14 protein-coding genes are annotated in these 16,585 nt (G+C 52.0%); 5 read left to right on the plus strand and 9 right to left on the minus strand.

Features of this window, described 5'->3' with window-relative positions:
• From V3O24_RS01055 to V3O24_RS01070, 4 genes are all read left to right on the plus strand, one after another.
• Positions 1-752, plus strand: a 752-nt coding sequence (locus tag V3O24_RS01055; protein WP_331305775.1) for a flagellin, incomplete at its 5' end; no start/stop codon positions are given.
• A 90-nt stretch (positions 753-842) separates the two neighbouring features.
• Positions 843-1,229 (plus strand): flagellar protein FlaG, encoded by a 387-nt coding sequence (locus V3O24_RS01060; RefSeq protein WP_331305776.1) that lies wholly within the window; start codon positions 843-845, stop codon positions 1,227-1,229.
• Positions 1,230-1,273: 44 nt separating this feature from the next.
• Positions 1,274-3,280 carry a flagellar filament capping protein FliD gene (gene fliD / locus V3O24_RS01065; protein ID WP_331305778.1) on the plus strand — a complete coding sequence of 669 codons (2,007 nt, stop codon included), beginning with the start codon at positions 1,274-1,276 and terminating at the stop codon, positions 3,278-3,280.
• 23 nt (positions 3,281-3,303) lie between these two features.
• On the plus strand, positions 3,304-3,645 hold the full coding sequence (locus V3O24_RS01070) for a flagellar protein FliT (protein WP_331305779.1): 342 nt from the start codon (positions 3,304-3,306) through the stop codon (positions 3,643-3,645).
• Between the two features lie 32 nt (positions 3,646-3,677).
• Here the strand turns inward: V3O24_RS01070 and V3O24_RS01075 are convergent, their stop codons facing one another.
• The 3 genes from V3O24_RS01075 to dnaB form a co-directional block, all read right to left on the minus strand.
• Complete coding sequence (locus V3O24_RS01075; protein ID WP_104423258.1) at positions 3,678-4,055, minus strand: tetratricopeptide repeat protein; 378 nt, start codon at positions 4,053-4,055, stop codon at positions 3,678-3,680.
• Positions 4,056-4,258: 203 nt separating this feature from the next.
• Entirely contained in the window at positions 4,259-5,347 is a 1,089-nt protein-coding gene (gene alr, locus V3O24_RS01080) for an alanine racemase (RefSeq protein WP_331305781.1), read from the minus strand.
• The gene (dnaB, locus tag V3O24_RS01085) at positions 5,344-6,741 is read right to left on the minus strand and encodes a replicative DNA helicase (protein WP_104423256.1); all 1,398 of its coding nucleotides are present in this window, start codon (positions 6,739-6,741) and stop codon (positions 5,344-5,346) included. Before dnaB ends, alr begins: the two co-directional genes overlap by 4 nt.
• Positions 6,742-7,148: 407 nt before the next feature.
• On the opposite strand from dnaB, the gene bamE reads away from it, so the two are divergent.
• Positions 7,149-7,544 (plus strand): outer membrane protein assembly factor BamE, encoded by a 396-nt coding sequence (gene bamE, locus V3O24_RS01090; protein ID WP_331305782.1) that lies wholly within the window; start codon positions 7,149-7,151, stop codon positions 7,542-7,544.
• Positions 7,545-7,597: 53 nt separating this feature from the next.
• Here bamE and V3O24_RS01095 read toward each other — a convergent pair whose 3' ends face one another.
• The 6 genes from V3O24_RS01095 to V3O24_RS01120 form a co-directional block, all read right to left on the minus strand.
• Entirely contained in the window at positions 7,598-8,059 is a 462-nt protein-coding gene (locus V3O24_RS01095; protein WP_331305783.1) for a GDP-mannose mannosyl hydrolase, read from the minus strand.
• A gap of 222 nt (positions 8,060-8,281) precedes the next feature.
• Positions 8,282-9,526, minus strand: coding sequence for a copper-containing nitrite reductase (gene nirK, locus V3O24_RS01100; protein WP_331305784.1), 1,245 nt, complete (start codon positions 9,524-9,526; stop codon positions 8,282-8,284).
• A gap of 109 nt (positions 9,527-9,635) precedes the next feature.
• The gene (narI, locus tag V3O24_RS01105; RefSeq protein WP_104423252.1) at positions 9,636-10,313 is read right to left on the minus strand and encodes a respiratory nitrate reductase subunit gamma; all 678 of its coding nucleotides are present in this window, start codon (positions 10,311-10,313) and stop codon (positions 9,636-9,638) included.
• A gap of 12 nt (positions 10,314-10,325) precedes the next feature.
• A complete protein-coding gene (gene narJ / locus V3O24_RS01110) occupies positions 10,326-11,030 on the minus strand; it encodes a nitrate reductase molybdenum cofactor assembly chaperone (protein WP_331305785.1) in 705 nt (234 codons plus the stop codon).
• 119 nt (positions 11,031-11,149) lie between these two features.
• Positions 11,150-12,736, minus strand: a complete 1,587-nt coding sequence (narH, locus tag V3O24_RS01115) for a nitrate reductase subunit beta (protein WP_331305786.1) — start codon at positions 12,734-12,736, stop codon at positions 11,150-11,152.
• The gene (locus tag V3O24_RS01120; protein WP_331305788.1) at positions 12,736-16,476 is read right to left on the minus strand and encodes a nitrate reductase subunit alpha; all 3,741 of its coding nucleotides are present in this window, start codon (positions 16,474-16,476) and stop codon (positions 12,736-12,738) included. Before V3O24_RS01120 ends, narH begins: the two co-directional genes overlap by 1 nt.
• Between the last annotated feature and the right edge of the window lie 109 nt (positions 16,477-16,585).

Raw genomic sequence — 16,585 nt, forward strand, 5'->3', positions numbered from 1 at the left:
ATGTCACCGTAGCCGGATCGACACTGGCAGCAACCAACAAGTTCTCTATTAACGGCACCGTCATTTCGCTGGCGGCAACCGATGTGGCGTTATCCGATGTGGTAACCAAGATCAATGCCGCCGGTGTCGCGGGCGTTAAGGCTTCCGCGGACGCCGTTACCGGTAAGTTGTTGCTGACTTCGGATTCAGGCGTCGATATTATCGTTGCCGACGATGATGGCACAGGCGCAACGGGTGGCGCCGTGTTCACCGCAGTCGCCGACAGCGCGACCGGCACCGCAACCACGATTGCCACTGCCCAGTTTGTCGGTGTCCGCGGCAGCATCAGCCTAACCTCGTCCAACGGCGGTTCAATCCGAATCGATGGCGACGGCACGGCTTCCGGCGGCACCGGTTTGGCTAAATTCGGCTTGGTTGCTCAAAACAACGACGACGTGGTGATTGGCGGCGGGCTGGATGTCAGCACCGCTTCGGGCGCGACCGCCGCGATCAAGGCTATCGACGCCGCAATCAACACCGTTGTCGCCAAACGCGCCTCGATGGGTGCGATACAAAACCGTTTCACCTCGGTGATTTCAAACTTGCAGGTTTCATCCGAAAATATGACTGCATCACGCAGCCGTATTCAAGACACAGACTTCGCATCGGAAACGGCGGAATTGAGTCGTACTCAAATATTGCAACAAGCAGGTACAGCAATGTTGGCTCAGGCAAACCAATCCAGCCAAGGCGTGATGGCCCTGTTACGTTAATCGGATTAATTAATTAAAAAATTAATCAACTGAAAACAGGGCGGTGGTTTTTAACCTCCGCCCTTTTTGGCCTTAAATAAAGGAGGCATCATGGACACTTTAACAGCAGTTTCACCCCCCCCTTCTCAGGGTTCTGGGTCAGTGCAAGCACCATCCAAAAAGGACGGAGGGCCTGTTACTGCGGCAGGAACGGCAACGGCAACCGCCCAAGTCAAATTGCCTGAACAGAAAGAACCGGAAAACAAGCCTGAAAACACGGAGGAAATATCCAATGCCGTCAAAGACATCAATAATTTCTTTCAGGCGGCACAGCGTTCTTTAGGATTCAGTATAGATGAGGCGTCAGGGCATATGGTTATGCAGATTAAGGATACTGAAACCAATGAAGTGATACGCCAGATACCCGGAGAGGATGCGATTAAACTTGCCAAGCGACTGGATGATTTGACAGGTATATTATTTAAAGCGCAAGCTTAATAGGTAGGCATTTCGCCTTTACCACGATTGCGGAGGATTGAACAATGGCAGGTATTACTTCAACAGGGCTCGGCTCCGGCCTAGACATTAAAAGCTTGGTATCTAACCTGGTCACGGCGGAAGGGTCTGCGGCGGTCAAACGATTGGATACCCGGGAAGCAAAACTAACTACCCAGATTTCCTCCTACGGCAGTCTTAAAAGCGCGATGTCAAGTTTTCAGACCAGTTTGGCCGGCCTGAAAAATCTCAGCACTTTCCAAAAGGTCACCGCCACATCAAGCGATACCTCTACCATAGCAGCCTCAGCCACCAGCAACGCCAATCTGGGCAGTTATAACGTCGAAGTCAAACAGTTAGCCAAAAGCCAAACACTGGCGTCAACGACTTTTAGCTCCGCCACATCGACCGTGGGCACCGGTACGCTGACAATTAAATTCGGTACGACCACCTACGATCCGTTAACCGATATTTACACCGGTTTTGCTCAAGACGGCAACAAAGGCACGCTATCGCTTACGATTGATTCGACCAACAATACCCTGGCCGGCGTGAGCGAGGCCATCAATAAAGCCAAAGCAGGCGTAACTGCGGTGGTTATAACGGATACTACCGGTTCCCGTTTGGTTTTAAATTCGACCGAAACCGGCGAAAGCAGCAGCATGGAGATCAGCGTCACCGATGACGATCTTAATAATACCGATACATCCGGCCTCTCGGCTCTGGCGTTTAATGCGGCTGCCACCAACATGACGCAACATCAGGCGTCGCAGGACGCCAAGCTTGCCATTAACGGATTGGATATTCAGAGCGCATCCAATACCGTTAACACCGCGTTAAAAGGACTCTCGCTCACTCTTCAGCAGGCTCAACCCGGTAAAATTGTCACTGTCGGCGTAAGTCAGAATAATACTGACATTGCCTCTGCTGTCGATAGCTTCGTCAAAGGTTATAACGATCTGGTTAAGGTCGTAAATCCTCTGGCTACTTTTGATGCGGCAACGCAAAAGGGCGGACTGCTGCAAGGCGACGCTACGCTGAGCAGCGCCATGGCGCAGATACGCTCCGAACTGGGAAGCATGGTCTCCGGTCTGACCGGTTCCGCCAAATCGCTGGCCGATATCGGCATTACCACCCAAAAAGACGGCACCTTGACCCTGAACAGCACTAAGCTGAACAGTCAGCTGGCCTCGAACCGCTCTGGCGTGACTGCGGTGTTTGCGGTGCTGGGCCGTCCTTCCAACACCAATGTTTTGTTTTCATCCAGCACAAGCGATACAAAGGCTGGTCAATATGCTGTCGATATAACACAAGTCGCTACACAAGGCGCGCTGAATGGCGCGGCCCCTACTTCTCTGACTATCGGCGCAGGAGCCGACACGTTCGAAATCAAAGTGGACGGCACTCAGTCGGGCAGTATCGCCTTGACCCAAAAAACCTATGCCAGTTATGCCGAATTGGCTACGGAAATGCAATCCCGCATCAATGGCGACAGTGCACTGAAAGCCAAAGGCATATCCGTTGGCGTCACCTACGACGCAGGTAATAACCGGATGGTTTTCACCTCCAAAAGTTATGGCTCGTCTTCTCATGTGGAAATTACCGCGAATACCACCACCGATCTAGGCTTAAGCGTCGGTGCGGGCGTTGCCGGCCAAGATGTCGCCGGCACCATTGGAGGAAAGGCTGCCACCGGCAAAGGCCAACAATTGACATCGACAGAGGGGGACCCCCTAGGGTTGAAGCTCTTAATCAGCGACGCTACTATCGGCGCCAAAGGTACGGTAGATTTTTCACGCGGCATAATGGAACGACTGGATAAAGTCATGACCAACTTGGTCAGCAAGACAGGCAGTTTCACGAATCGTACCGACGGTCTGCAAAAAGATCTGGCTAAAATAGCGAAAGACCGCGTTCAACTCTCTGATCGTTTAAGTTCACTAGAAAAACGCCTTTATGAAAGATTTAACAGGATGGATGCTTTGCTTGGACAAATGCAATCCACCGCCAGCTATCTGACGCAACAATTTGCCAACAAATCCAATAATAATTGATGCAATGGCTGTAGCATCATGCAATGAAAAACGAGCCGGTATTGGACATGCACACTAAAGCGGATCAATTGCTCGATTTAACCCGCGCTATGCTGGCCGCGGCCCAGTCGGATGATTGGGATGAATTCGAATTGCAAGAGCAACAGCGTAGCGCTATGCTGGATATGATTTTTGGTAATCCGGACGACATGGAGTCGGCTAAATTGCATCTGGCCGATGCGATTGAACAGATCCTGCTGATTGATCAAGAGATTACCGCCTTGATCAGTCAACAACGCGATTTAGCCTCACAGGAATTGCGCCATTTGAAACATGCTCGTCAAGGTAACAAAGCCTATCAAATAGCGGCCGATGATCCGTTGTAAGCGATTTATTTTACACGCGGGGTAAAACCTTTTTAACTCGCGGGCGGTGTTTTTAGATTTTCCACGATTAAATTTTCACACTGCTTGAGACAATTCATCGCATCAGTCGGTCGGTTCAGAGTAAATAAGACCTCGGCAAGCTCTGTTAACCACGTTGCCGCCAAACTTTGTTGATCGGGACCGGCTTTATTAGCAAGTTGCTCAATAGCTTGAGCTAACAGAACTTCCTTAACTTCCTGGTCATCAATTGCACCTGCAAGTTGAGCCAAACCGTATAAAGCCAGCGGATTCTCCGGTTCTTGTTCAAGAACCTTGTGATAAAGAGCTTCCGACCCGGTTAGGTCTCCCTGTTCCGCCAGCAATAAAGCCTGCTGAATTTGCGCCGCTATTTCTGTTGCTTCGTTGGCCATTATTAATTTTCACCCTAAAACTTAAGTTAGATTTTTGATACTGGACGGAATTTGCAGCCAGTCGTAACGTTTCAAAATATGCCGGGTTGAAAATACCATTAGAACAGATTATTAGCAATCAATCCGGCATATCCTTATATGTATAAAGGCCGATTCCCTCTGGCGAAATCAACACGAGAGCCAAATTAACGCACCGGCCGATTTTATGACGAGTGCTGTTTTTCAACCAGCCGTACCCTTTGGGTAACGCCGCACACCAGAGTATAAGGTATGGTGTCTGCCCACAGGGCAACTTCCTCAACAGGCAAACCCTCGCCCCACAAGGTTACCGGATCGCCGGATTTTGCATCTGGCTGAGTATCAAGGTCGACCGTAATCATATCCATTGAAACCCTGCCAATTAAAGGGACGCGACCACCATTGACCAGTACCGGCGTACCGGCTTTGGCGTAACGTGGATAACCATCGCCATACCCTATCGCCACGACGCCCAATTTTGTAGTTTTTTCGCATGTCCAGCTGCCGCCGTAACCAACGGTGTCGCCTGCATCAATTTGCTTGACCGCAATCAACTTCGAATGCAGCTCCATAACCGGCTTTAGCCCCAGCTGCCGGCCTATAGAATCGGGAAAAGGCGACACACCGTATAACATAATGCCGGGGCGCACCCAATCGCGCAAGGATTGCTCCCAACCCAATATACCCGCCGAGTTAGCCATACTGAGTTCGCCGGATAAACCTGCAACCGTTTCATCAAACAGCTTGATCTGCTTTAGCGTTTTGTCGTCGTTCATATCATCGGCACTGGCAAAATGCGTCATCAGACCGAAAGGCTGTTTTACCAGAGCGCACCGGTTTAAGCGTTGATAGACGGAACTGAACTCCTTTGCCCTGAACCCCAACCGGCCCATGCCGGTATCGAGTTTCAACCAGACAGCGCAAACTCCTTTTAGAGTTGCAGTTTCAAGAATTTCCAGCTGAGTTAAGGAATGCACTACTGAATCCAATTGATAATGAAGTAATTCTGCTAATTCCTCAACGCAGGTAAAACCTTCCAAAACGGCAATCCTATTTTTGAATCCAGCCTTTCGCAATCGAATGCCTTCATCAACCCTGGCGACAGCAAAAGCATCAACATCGTGCAGCGCTTCAGCAATACGCAGTAAACCATGACCATAAGCGTTGGCTTTGATGACGGCCATAACCTTAGCGTTCGGCGCATAATGATGCACAATGGATAAGTTATGCTGGACCGCATCCAGGTCGAGCACTGCATAGGCTGCCGGGTTCATTCGTAATCCCCGCTGTTATAGGGATTCCCTGCAAAATTCTCAAAACGGGTGAATTGCCCCAGAAATGTAAGCCTGACCGTCCCCAACGGGCCATTACGTTGCTTGCCGATAATGACCTCGGCGATGCCTTTATCGGGGCTGTCTTCGTTATAGACTTCGTCCCGATACACGAACACGATCAAATCGGCGTCCTGCTCGATGGCGCCCGATTCACGCAAATCGGACATCATCGGACGTTTGTTAGGGCGTTGTTCCAGATTACGGTTAAGCTGGGATAAGGCAACCACGGGAACATTCAATTCTTTTGCCAGCGCCTTTAAGCCTCTGGATATGTCGGAAATTTGCTGCACCCTGTTATCGCCGCTGGACGGCGACTGCATCAATTGCAAGTAATCCAAGACAATCAAGCCCAGCTGACCGTGTTCGCGCGCCAAACGCCGGGCTCTTGACCGCACCTCGGTTGGCGTTAACGCCGGCGTATCGTCGATGAATAATTTGGTTTCGGCCAGCAAATTGATCGCCGAGGTCAAACGCGGCCACTCGTCATCTTCGAGCTTACCGGTTCTGATTCTATGCTGGTCGATACGGCCTAACGACGACATCATCCGCATCGCCAGCGAGTCTCCGGGCATTTCCATACTGAATACCGCAACCGGCTTATCGCCTTTAATCGCGATATTTTCCGCCATATTCATCGCAATGGTCGTTTTGCCCATGGAAGGCCGGCCCGCCACGATGATCAAATCGGCCGGTTGCAAGCCGGAAGTCAGCTCGTCAAAATCAGTAAATCCGGTCGCCGCTCCGGTGATCGATCCCTCCTGCTCAAACAGCGTCTCAATTTTATCGACGGCAGTGGCCAACAACGATTTAATGGTTGCAAATCCGTTTCCCTGACCCCGTTGCCTTTGTTCGGCGATTTTAAATACCTGGCGCTCGGCATTTTCCAACAGATCGGCCGTCTCGCGGCCTTCCGTGTTGAACGCGGAATCCGCAATCTCGGTGCCTACATGAATCAGCTGCCGCAATACCGACCGGTCTCTGACGATGTTGGCGTAGGTAACGATATTCGCAGCACTGGGCGTATCTTTTGCCAACATGCCCAAATAGGACAGTCCGCCGGAGTTTTCCAGTTCGCCTATCGCTTCCAGCGATTCCGATATGGTAATCACATCAAAAGGAATCTGTTTTTCGGCTAACTGCGCAATCGTCCTAAAAATCAACTGATGATCCCGGCGATAAAAATCGCCTTCCGACACCTTGTCTGCCACCGAATCCCAGGTTTGATTATCCAGCATTAAACCGCCCAGAACCGATTGCTCGGCCTGAATGGAATTTGGCGGAATTTTTAAGGAATCCAAGGAATAATCACGATCAAACGAATAATTTTCAGACATAGTTCACAGCAATAAAAATGTTAATCATAAAATGCAGCATAAAAAGTTTTTAACCAAGAAACGCCGAAAAGATTGTTGAATACAGGGGATAAAGAAGACAACGCTACAGGGTCAATTACAGAGAACGCCCCAACATTATAAACTAACTTGCGCCCACTGATCCCGGTCGGTTACCCATAGGTAATTGACGTCAAATAATCAGCTGTAGGGTTTGACGCTTCTATTTTACACATGCGCCGGTTGAAGCGTTCCTCCTGAATTAGGCCGCTCTATTCAAAGAAACCTAACAATAGTAGAATCAAAGCGCACTCAGCCGCCGGAGACATGTCGATTTTTGCCTCGTTTTTTTAATGTTTGACTGACTAATCAACGGGCTTTCGCAGCCGTAAACTTCAAATAGGCCTCAAATGAATATTCCCTCATCCCATCATATCGCAGGATTAGCTTCCCGCGTTATATTAGTGGTTACAGCCACGTTGTTTTGTTATTCGAACAATGTATTGGCTGAATCAACTGAAGTCGAAGAACTAAGACTGCAAGTCGAGACACTTAAAAAACGAGTGCAAGAATTAGAATCGACCCAAACCGTTGACGCTCCCACAGTAAAAAAGAAAAAAAAAACGGGTAATCCGTGGCATGCTTTAGAGGTGAACATGTCAAAAGAAGACGTCAGATCATTATTGGGAAAACCCGGTAGAGTCGATACCTGGAAAACGGGAGAGGCATGGTACTACCCAAATACAAGAGGCGGCGAGGTTGATTTTGACGCAAATGGCAATGTAACCGGCTGGCTGGCGCCCTAAAAACTGATTTTTCGGACACACGGATTCTCGAGCCGCCGGCCAGATCCATTTGCTCAGGCGTCGCGCTCCGCCTGCTTGAAATACGCCAGGGTGTTCGGATGAACCCTAGCCGGATCGCCGTTTTCTCCGACCCAGCGATATTCGCTATGCTGCCCCATTGGCAGTCGCTCCAAGTCGACATCGACTTGAAGCTCGTAAGCAAGAACAACGTAATGCGTACTGATGCCGGGCATCCGGGCAAAGTTTGTCTGGTACTGATGAGTAAAAGCACCCAATAGCCGGGCATGATCAATCGGGTAGGATTTCCCTAACTCTGTCTTCGTTATCCGCAAAAACGCATCCTCGATTGATTCGTCTTTTCGGATGCGTCCGCCGGGTACGAACCACCAGCCTACGGCCGGTTCGTTTATCCGCATGCCCATAAGCAACTCGTTATCCCCGGCTCGGATAACAAGATCCAACGCCACCAGCGGCGTATTTTTCACCACCTTAATAAATTCGTCGTTTTCGAGCATTTTCTGTCCAAGGCTTATTAGGCTGACGGCCAATTTGATATATACAGTATCAATTATCCTATAAAAATGCCTAATGTTCGTATATTCCTAAGATGCGCGTCCTCGGCTTATTTGAATTACATTGCGCCACAACCAAAACAGTACATATAGCTTGCAAGCCGGAAACGCCACCTCGCGTTAGCTTGGATGGTCTTATTCAAGCTTACGCGCTTGATCTGAATTTTAATGCGCAACCTGCTGGTAAAGCTCCGGCTGCTCTGCCCCTTCTATAATCAATTCAGCCAGCGCCCCCTTATCAATAGCCCGTGTCAGGCTGTGATCGACCAGCAGGTATTTGCCGGGCACTTCGGCGGTAAATTCAATCATCACCGCGGAACCGGGGGCTATGACTGTAGTCTGGACGTTTTTCAGCGGCGGGTTCATGATCGCGCCGTCCAGATACAGGTTGTCGAAGATAGCGCCGATGATATGGAAGTTGGATGCAACATGCGAGCCGACGCCGACGAACAGGCGGATCTTTTCGCCCACTTTGGCTTTTAAAGCCCGCTCGCCGCTCAGCGAGTTGACCCGGCCGTTGAACAGGAAATACTCCGGCTTTTCGGCCAGCATCTTGTCCTTGCTGAACGCTTGCAGGCCTTTGTCGCCGTACTTACCGCCGGTATAAAAATCGCCCTGCATCACGTAAAACTCGCGATCTACTTTGGCCAGGCCCTGTTCCGGTTCGACCAGGATCATGCCGTACATGCCGTTTGCGATATGGGTCGGCACATGCGGACTGGCGCAGTGGTAAATGTAAATGCCCGGATGCGTGGCTTTAAAGCGGAAGCTTTTTTGTTCGCCCTGCCCGACTTGCATTAACGGCGCACCGCCGCCGGGACCGACCACCGCATGCAGATCGATGGAATGCGCCGAGTGGCCGGCGTTGGCATGTTCAGTCGAGGTATGTTCGCTATGGGCTGCGCCCGCAGCACCGGGTTTGCCGTGATTCAGGTGTATTTCCACCTGATCGCCCGCTCTGGCGCGAATGAACGGCCCCGGCACTTTGCCGTTATAGGTCCAGTATTGATAGGTCACGCCGGGCATCATTTCGGCAACCCGTTCGTCGGTATAAAGATCGATGCTGACCAGTTGAGGTTGAGTTCTGTTCAACGGAGCCGGTAAATCGTCAGCACGGCGGCCGATTTCGCTAGCATCGCTTTGAACAGCGCCCGTCGATTCGTCAGGCATCGGCATAGCATGTTGTATTTCGCCGCCGGAATGTTCTGACATTGGCATGGAGTGCTGCATTTGACCGCCTTCGTGTTCGGCCATATCTCCACCGGACATCGCTTTATGCCTGGCTTTTTCGGCCTGGATGGCGGCGACTTTTTCAGCATTCGCTTTGTTCATTGATTCGTCGGAGGAGCAGCCGGTAGTCAAGCTGCCCAGCGCTATTGTCAGTAATAGCAAACCGGATAATTTGTTCATGATTTTATCTTTTGAGTGAAACCACTTTTTGATCTTTTTTCACAGCCTTGTGTCCTGGATTCCGGCAATCCCTGCCGGAATGACGACAATATAACTTGCGCCTGGATATTCAACGTCTACGAACAACTTGATAAGGGCGCGTGACGTAGCCCAGCGGAACGCTCCAAACATGCACCAATCGACTGAACGGAAAAACCAGGAACAAGGTCTGCCCTAAAAATAAATGCAATTTGAAGACAATGCCGATCTCGCTGAGTTGATCCGCCGCGCCGCTACGAAAAGTCACGATGCGCTGCGCCCATTCCGACAGCAACAACATATTCGCGCCGTCATGATGATAAATCGAAATCGGCAATGTCAGCAGCCCCAGAATCAGCTGTACGCCGATCAACAGCAGGATGAAAATATCCATACGGCTGCTGGTAGCGCGAATGCGGGCATCGGTCAGGCGGCGGCGTATCAGGATGATGATGCCTTTTAAGCACACGCCGCCGAAAACGCCCCCCGCGACTACGGCCAGGATTTGTTTGGCAGAGGTCGACAGGCCTAATGCATGATAAACCGCAGGCGGCGTCAACAGGCCGACGAAATGCCCGACGAACAGCAGCAGGATGCCGATATGGAATAAATTGCTGCCCAGTCTTAATTCGTCGGCGCGCAGGAATTGGCTGGAACCGGTGCGCCAGGTGTATTGGTCGCGGTCATATCGCGCCAGGCTGCCGATGAAGAATACGCTGATCGCGATATAGGGGTAGTAACCGAATAGTAAGGTATTGAGATAATCCACGATTGACTCCTTCTAATGAGAACGGTTTTGCGCTTTGACGAACTGGTCGCGCGGCGTGATGGTAATTGGACTGACAGCGGCGGTTTGGCTTTTGCACGCATCCCCTGCCCCCATAAAACTGACGGCTTCGTCTTCCCAGATTTGATCCATGTAAACCACGGTTTCATCCTCGCCTTCGGTGGCGGCTTGCCGGCGGATTTCGTCAAGCGCTTCGGGTTCGCCGGCGAAACCTGCCAGCGCGTCAAAAACTGCGCTGAACTTGCTGCCGCGCTCGGTCAGCCTTGCACCCAGCAAACTCAACACCGGCATCGCATCATGCAGTAGCTGCACCGCTTCGGCCTGTTCCTGTTGCGAGAGAAATTCCAGAAACAGCGGGATATAGTCCGGCAGTTCATGCGTGGACAGTTCAAAGCCGTGCGCTTCGTACATTTGCAGCAGGTTGACCATCGCCTGCCCCCGGTCTCGGGATTCGCCGTGGACATGCTCGAATATATGCAGCGATAAAAACCGCCCCCGGTCGAATAGCTCGACATACCGCTCTTGGCTATCCATCAGGTCGGCGCCGCGATACGAGCCGATCAGCGCCAGCACGGATTTTTTATGGTCTTTCTGTAGTAGGTTTTCCCGTTCGATGACCGCGGCCATATCGTCCAATGCTTCAAGCATCTCGGCTTCGGGATAGCTCAGCAGTAGCGATAGAACTTTTAGTGTTTGCATAAAAATTTAAAGTCTAAATAGATTGATGCATCACCACGAAGACACGAAGTTCTTACCAAGTCTTTCTTCGTGAACTTCGTGTCTTCGTGGTGAAATGTCTTTAATTGATACCTATGCCTTTATTTTGCCGGTTCCACTTTAATCGGGATCTTGACCGGAATACTGCCGCTACGTTGCGGCTTCTTGTTGCCGCCGAACAGATTAGTATCATTATTACCGGTGGAACATCCGCTGCCGAAACTGAACCCGCAGCCGCCTTGCTCGCCGTAAGCATCGAAGGTTGAACTTGCGTATTCACGATGACTGCTTGGAATCACGAACCGGTCTTCGTAATTGGCAATCGCCATGTAGCGGTACATTTCTTCAACCTGCAACTGAGTCAAACCGACGCGTTCCAATACTGCGGTATTGACCACGCCATCGACGGTCTTGCTGCGCATATAAGCACGCATCGCCAGCATCCGCTCCAGGCTCAACACGATAGGTTCTTCTTTACCCGCTGTCAGTAAGTTGGCCAGATACTGCACCGGAATACGCAGAGAACGCACGTCGGGAATGTCGCCATCTATACCGATTTGGTCGTTTTCCGCCGCCGATTGAATCGGCGATAGCGGCGGCACGTACCAAACCATCGGCAGTGTGCGGAACTCGGGATGCAACGGAAACGCGACTTTCCAATCTATCGCCATTTTATAAACCGGCGATTCCTTAGCCGCTGTCAGCCAGGATTCGGGGATACCGGCCGCTCGCGCTTCCGCTATGACTTCCTCGTCGAAAGGATCGAGGAAAACATCCAGCTGCTGCCGGTACAAGTCCTGCTCGTTCTCGACGCTTGCCGCCGCTTCGATACGGTCGGCGTCGTACAGCAACACGCCTAAATAACGAATCCGCCCGACGCAGGTTTCCGAGCAAACCGTCGGCTCACCGGCTTCGATACGCGGATAGCAGAACGTGCATTTTTCCGATTTTCCGGTTTCCCAGTTGTAGTAGATTTTTTTGTACGGACAGGCCGAAACGCACATGCGCCAGCCCCGGCATTTGTCCTGGTCGATCAGCACAACGCCGTCTTCTTCGCGCTTGTAGATTGAACCGCTGGGACAGGCGGCAACACAGGTCGGATTAAGGCAGTGTTCGCACAAGCGCGGCAGATACATCATGAAGGTGTTTTCAAACTCACCGTACATGTCTTTCTGGATGTTGTCGAAATTGGTATCGCGCGAACGCGATGAAAATTCCGTACCCAGGATTTCCTCCCAGTTCGGGCCGCCTTCGATTTTTTCCATACGCTCGCCGGTAATCACCGAAAAGGGGCGCGCGGTGGGCGGGTTTTTCGATTCTTTGGCGCTATGCAAATGCTGGTAATCGAAATCGAACGGTTCGTAATAATCGTCGATGGCAGGCAAATCGGGGTTGCCGAAGATATTTCGCAATATCTTGCGTTTGCCGCCTTGGCGCGGCTCTATCTTGCCGTTGATTTTGCGCACCCAGCCGCCGTTCCATTTGTCCTGGTTTTCCCATTGCTGCGGAAAACCTATCCCTGGCTTGGTTTCGACATTGTTGAACCATGCGTATTCAACGCCTTTGCGCGAAGTCCAGACGTTTTTGCAGGAAATGGTGCAGGTGTGACAGCCGATGCACTTGTCCAGGTTTAATACCATGCCTATTTGTGCGCGAATATTGCGCGGTCTTTTGATCGGATTAGCCATTACACTTCCTCCTGCTGATTCGCAGCTTGACTGGGCTCTTCCAGCCAATCGACTTCGCTCAACTTACGCACAATTACAAATTCATCCCGGTTCGAGCCGACCGTACCGTAATAGTTAAAGCCGTAACTTAGCTGGGCGTAACCGCCGATCATGTGCGTGGGTTTGAGCGTCGCCCGGGTCACCGAGTTATGGATGCCGCCGCGCCCGCCGGTTGTCTGTGATCCCGGCGTGTTAATGATTTTTTCCTGGGCGTGATACATCATGCACATGCCTTCGGGAACGCGCTGACTGACCACCGCCCTGGCGACCAGCGCGCCATTGACGTTATAGGCTTCTACCCAATCGTTGTCCTTAATGCCGACTTTCGCCGCATCGACTTCACCCATCCACACGATCGGGCCGCCGCGCGACAAGGTCAGCATCAGCAGGTTATCGTTATAGGTGCTGTGGATGCCCCACTTCTGGTGCGGTGTAATGAAATTCAAGACCAGCTCGTCATTGCCGTTGGGCTTTTGACCCAGAATCGGCGCGATGGAGCGGGTATCGACCGGCGGCTTGTAGACGCACAAGGTCTCGCCGAATGCCTGCATCCAGCTGTGATCCTGATAAAACTGCTGGCGGCCGGTCAGCGTGCGCCAGGGAATCCGCTCGTGGACATTGGTGTAACAGGCGTTGTAGCAGACTTGCTCGGATTCCAATCCGCTCCAGGTCGGCGACGAGATAATCTTGCGCGGCTGTGCCTGCACGTCACGGAAACGGATTTTGTCGTCTTCGCGCGGCAACGCCAGATGGGTATGATCCCGCCCGGTGATTTTGCTTAAGGCTTCCCAGGCTTTAACTGCGACATGACCGTTGGTTTCGGGCGCCAGCATCAGGATGACTTCGGTCGCATCGATGTCGGATTCGATGCGTGGCAGGCCTTTGCTGATGCCTTCGTCAGTCACCAGTCGGTTCAGCTCGCCCAGTTGCTTGACTTCGGCATCGGTGTTCCACGCTATGCCTTTGCCGCCGTTGCCGACTTTGCTCATCAACGGCCCCAGCGAGGTGAACATCTTGTAGGTGTTCGGATAATCGCGCTCGACCACGACCAGAGTCGGCATGGTTTTACCCGGAATCGGCTCGCATTCCTTCTTTTTCCAGTCCTTGACGTCGAACGGCTGAGCCAGCTCTGCCGGCGTGTCGTGCAGGATCGGCACGGCGACAATGTCTTTTTCTACGCCCAAATGCCCTATGGTCAGTTCCGAGAATTTCTTGGCGATGCCTTTGTAAATATCCCAGTCGGAGCGCGACTCCCAGGCGGGATCGACAGCCTTGGACAACGGATGGATGAACGGGTGCATATCCGAGGTATTCAGGTCGTTTTTCTCGTACCAGGTTGCGGTCGGCAGAATAATGTCTGAATACAGGCAAGTCGTGGACAGACGAAAATCCAGCGTGACCAGCAAATCGAGTTTGCCTTCCGCGGCGGTTTCGTGCCATTCGACTTCCGAAGGCTTGTCGCCGCTATCGCCCAAGTCTTTGCCCTGTACGCCGTGTTGCGTACCCAGCAAATACTTCAGGAAGTATTCATGGCCTTTGCCCGAAGAACCCAGCAAATTGGAGCGCCACACGAACATGTTGCGCGGAAAGTTTTGCGGGTTGTCCGGGTCTTCGCAGGACATCTTCAGCTTGCCGCTTTTCAGCGATTTGACGACATATTCAATCGGGTCTTTTTTGGCTTTTTCCGCATCCCTGACCACTTGCAAAGGGTTGGTTTGCAGTTGCGGCGCGGACGGCAGCCAGCCCATGCGCTCGGAGCGCACGTTGAAATCGATCAAGCTGCCCTGCCAGTCTTTGGGCTTTGCCAGTGGCGATAATATTTCATGGACTTTGAGTTTTTCGTAACGCCATTGGCTGGTGTGATTGTAGAAAAACGAGGTACTGTTCATCTGCCGGGGCGGACGCTTCCAGTCCAGGCCGAACGCCAGCGGCAGCCAGCCGGTTTGCGGACGCAGTTTTTCCTGCCCGACATAATGCGCCCAGCCGCCGCCGGACTGCCCGACGCAACCGCACAGCATCAGCATATTCATGATGCCGCGGTAATTCATGTCCATGTGATACCAATGGTTGATACCGGCGCCCAGGATCACCATCGAGCGGCCTTGAGTCTTTTCGGCATTGGTCGCAAATTCACGCGCCACCGCGATCACATTTTGCCGTTTAACTCCGGTAATTTTTTCCTGCCACGCGGGGGTATACGGAACATCCTCATCATAAGAAGTAGCAACGTTACCACCGCCTAGGCCGCGATCAATGCCGTAGTTCGCAACCAGCAAATCGAATACCGTGGTCGCCCATACTTCGGTGCCGTCGGCCAGGGTGATTTTCTTGACCGGCACATTGCGCTTTTGAATAATATCATGCGCGGAATGGGTGAAATGCGGATGTTCGGAACCGCCGAAATAAGGGAAGCCGACGCTGGCGACATTGTCCTTAATATCGATCAAGCTCAAGCGTAAGCGCACTTCCTGGTTGTCTACGGTTTTTTGTTCGATGTTCCAATGTCCGCTTTCGCCCCAGCGGAAACCGATAGAGCCGCAAGGCGGGACGATGTGACCGTTGATTTCGTCATAGGCCACCGTTTTCCAGTCGGGGTTGTTTTCCTGGCTTAAGCTACCTAAAAAGTCCGAAGCCCTGAAGAACCGGTCCTGCACATAATAACCGTCCTGCTCTTTCAGCATGACCAGAAACGGCAAATCGGTATTTTCCCGCACGTACTGGTTGAAATACGGGCTTTGCCGCTCGACATGGAATTCCTTCAGGATCACGTGGCCTATCGCCATCGCCAGCGCCGCATCGGTGCCTTGCTTGGGATGCAGCCACAAATCGGCGAACTTGCTGGCTTCCGAATAATCGGGACTCACGACCACGACTTTCGCGCCTTTATACCGCGCTTCGGTCATGAAATGGGCGTCGGGGGTGCGGGTTTGCGGCACGTTCGATCCCCACAGCATCAGGAATCCGGCGTTATACCAGTCAGCCGATTCGGGCACGTCGGTTTGTTCGCCCCAGGTTTGCGGCGATGCCGGCGGCAAATCGCAATACCAATCGTAAAAACTCATGCTGACGCCGCCGATCAGCGACAGATAACGGCTGCCGGCCGCATAAGACACCATCGACATGGCCGGGATCGGCGAGAAACCGATGATCCGGTCGGGGCCGAAGGTTTTGGCCGTGTAAATATTGGCCGCCGCGATGATTTCGTTAACCTCTTCCCAATTGGCGCGGACCAGACCGCCCAGGCCGCGTATCGACTTGTATTCTGCAGTTTTAGCCGGGTCTTCGACTATCGAAGCCCAGGCTTCGACCGGGTCTAAAGTCTGTCTGGCTTCGCGCCACAACTTGACCAAGCGTCCGCGTATCAGCGGATATTTAAGGCGATTGGCACTGTACAAATACCAGGAATAACTCGCGCCGCGCGAACAGCCGCGCGGCTCGTGATTGGGCAGATCGGGACGGGTGCGCGGGTAGTCGGTTTGCTGGGTTTCCCAGGTCACCAGCCCGTTTTTAACGTAGATCTTCCAACTGCACGAACCTGTGCAATTGACGCCGTGCGTGGAACGCACGATTTTGTCGTGTTGCCAGCGCGACCGGTAACTGTTCTCCCAACTTCGGTCTTCATTGGTCACCACGCCGTGATTGCCGGAGAAGGTATCTACTTTTTTCTTGAAGAAGAGCAAGCGGTCCAGGAAATGACTCATAAGATTTACCTATATTTTAGGGTTTTGGTGTTTGTTTGGGGGTCGTACCTCATCCCCAACACATCAACTTAAACAAATTGATGTGTCACCACGAAGACACGAAGAAAAA

Origin of the sequence: Methylobacter sp. Wu8 (assembly GCF_036440755.1) — a bacterium.
Classification (GTDB): domain Bacteria; phylum Pseudomonadota; class Gammaproteobacteria; order Methylococcales; family Methylomonadaceae; genus Methylobacter_A; species Methylobacter_A tundripaludum_A.

Bases quoted from the DNA above. Each gene is read 5' to 3' on its own strand.
- V3O24_RS01060 (WP_331305776.1), top strand. From the start codon at position 843: ATGGACACTTTAACAGCAGTTTCACCCCCCCCTTCTCAGGGTTCTGGG.
- fliD (WP_331305778.1), top strand. From the start codon at position 1,274: ATGGCAGGTATTACTTCAACAGGGCTCGGCTCCGGCCTAGACATTAAA.
- V3O24_RS01070 (WP_331305779.1), top strand. From the start codon at position 3,304: ATGAAAAACGAGCCGGTATTGGACATGCACACTAAAGCGGATCAATTG.
- V3O24_RS01075 (WP_104423258.1), bottom strand. From the start codon at position 4,055: ATGGCCAACGAAGCAACAGAAATAGCGGCGCAAATTCAGCAGGCTTTA.
- alr (WP_331305781.1), bottom strand. From the start codon at position 5,347: ATGAACCCGGCAGCCTATGCAGTGCTCGACCTGGATGCGGTCCAGCAT.
- dnaB (WP_104423256.1), bottom strand. From the start codon at position 6,741: ATGTCTGAAAATTATTCGTTTGATCGTGATTATTCCTTGGATTCCTTA.
- bamE (WP_331305782.1), top strand. From the start codon at position 7,149: ATGAATATTCCCTCATCCCATCATATCGCAGGATTAGCTTCCCGCGTT.
- V3O24_RS01095 (WP_331305783.1), bottom strand. From the start codon at position 8,059: ATGCTCGAAAACGACGAATTTATTAAGGTGGTGAAAAATACGCCGCTG.
- nirK (WP_331305784.1), bottom strand. From the start codon at position 9,526: ATGAACAAATTATCCGGTTTGCTATTACTGACAATAGCGCTGGGCAGC.
- narJ (WP_331305785.1), bottom strand. From the start codon at position 11,030: ATGCAAACACTAAAAGTTCTATCGCTACTGCTGAGCTATCCCGAAGCC.
- narH (WP_331305786.1), bottom strand. From the start codon at position 12,736: ATGGCTAATCCGATCAAAAGACCGCGCAATATTCGCGCACAAATAGGC.
- V3O24_RS01120 (WP_331305788.1), bottom strand. From the start codon at position 16,476: ATGAGTCATTTCCTGGACCGCTTGCTCTTCTTCAAGAAAAAAGTAGAT.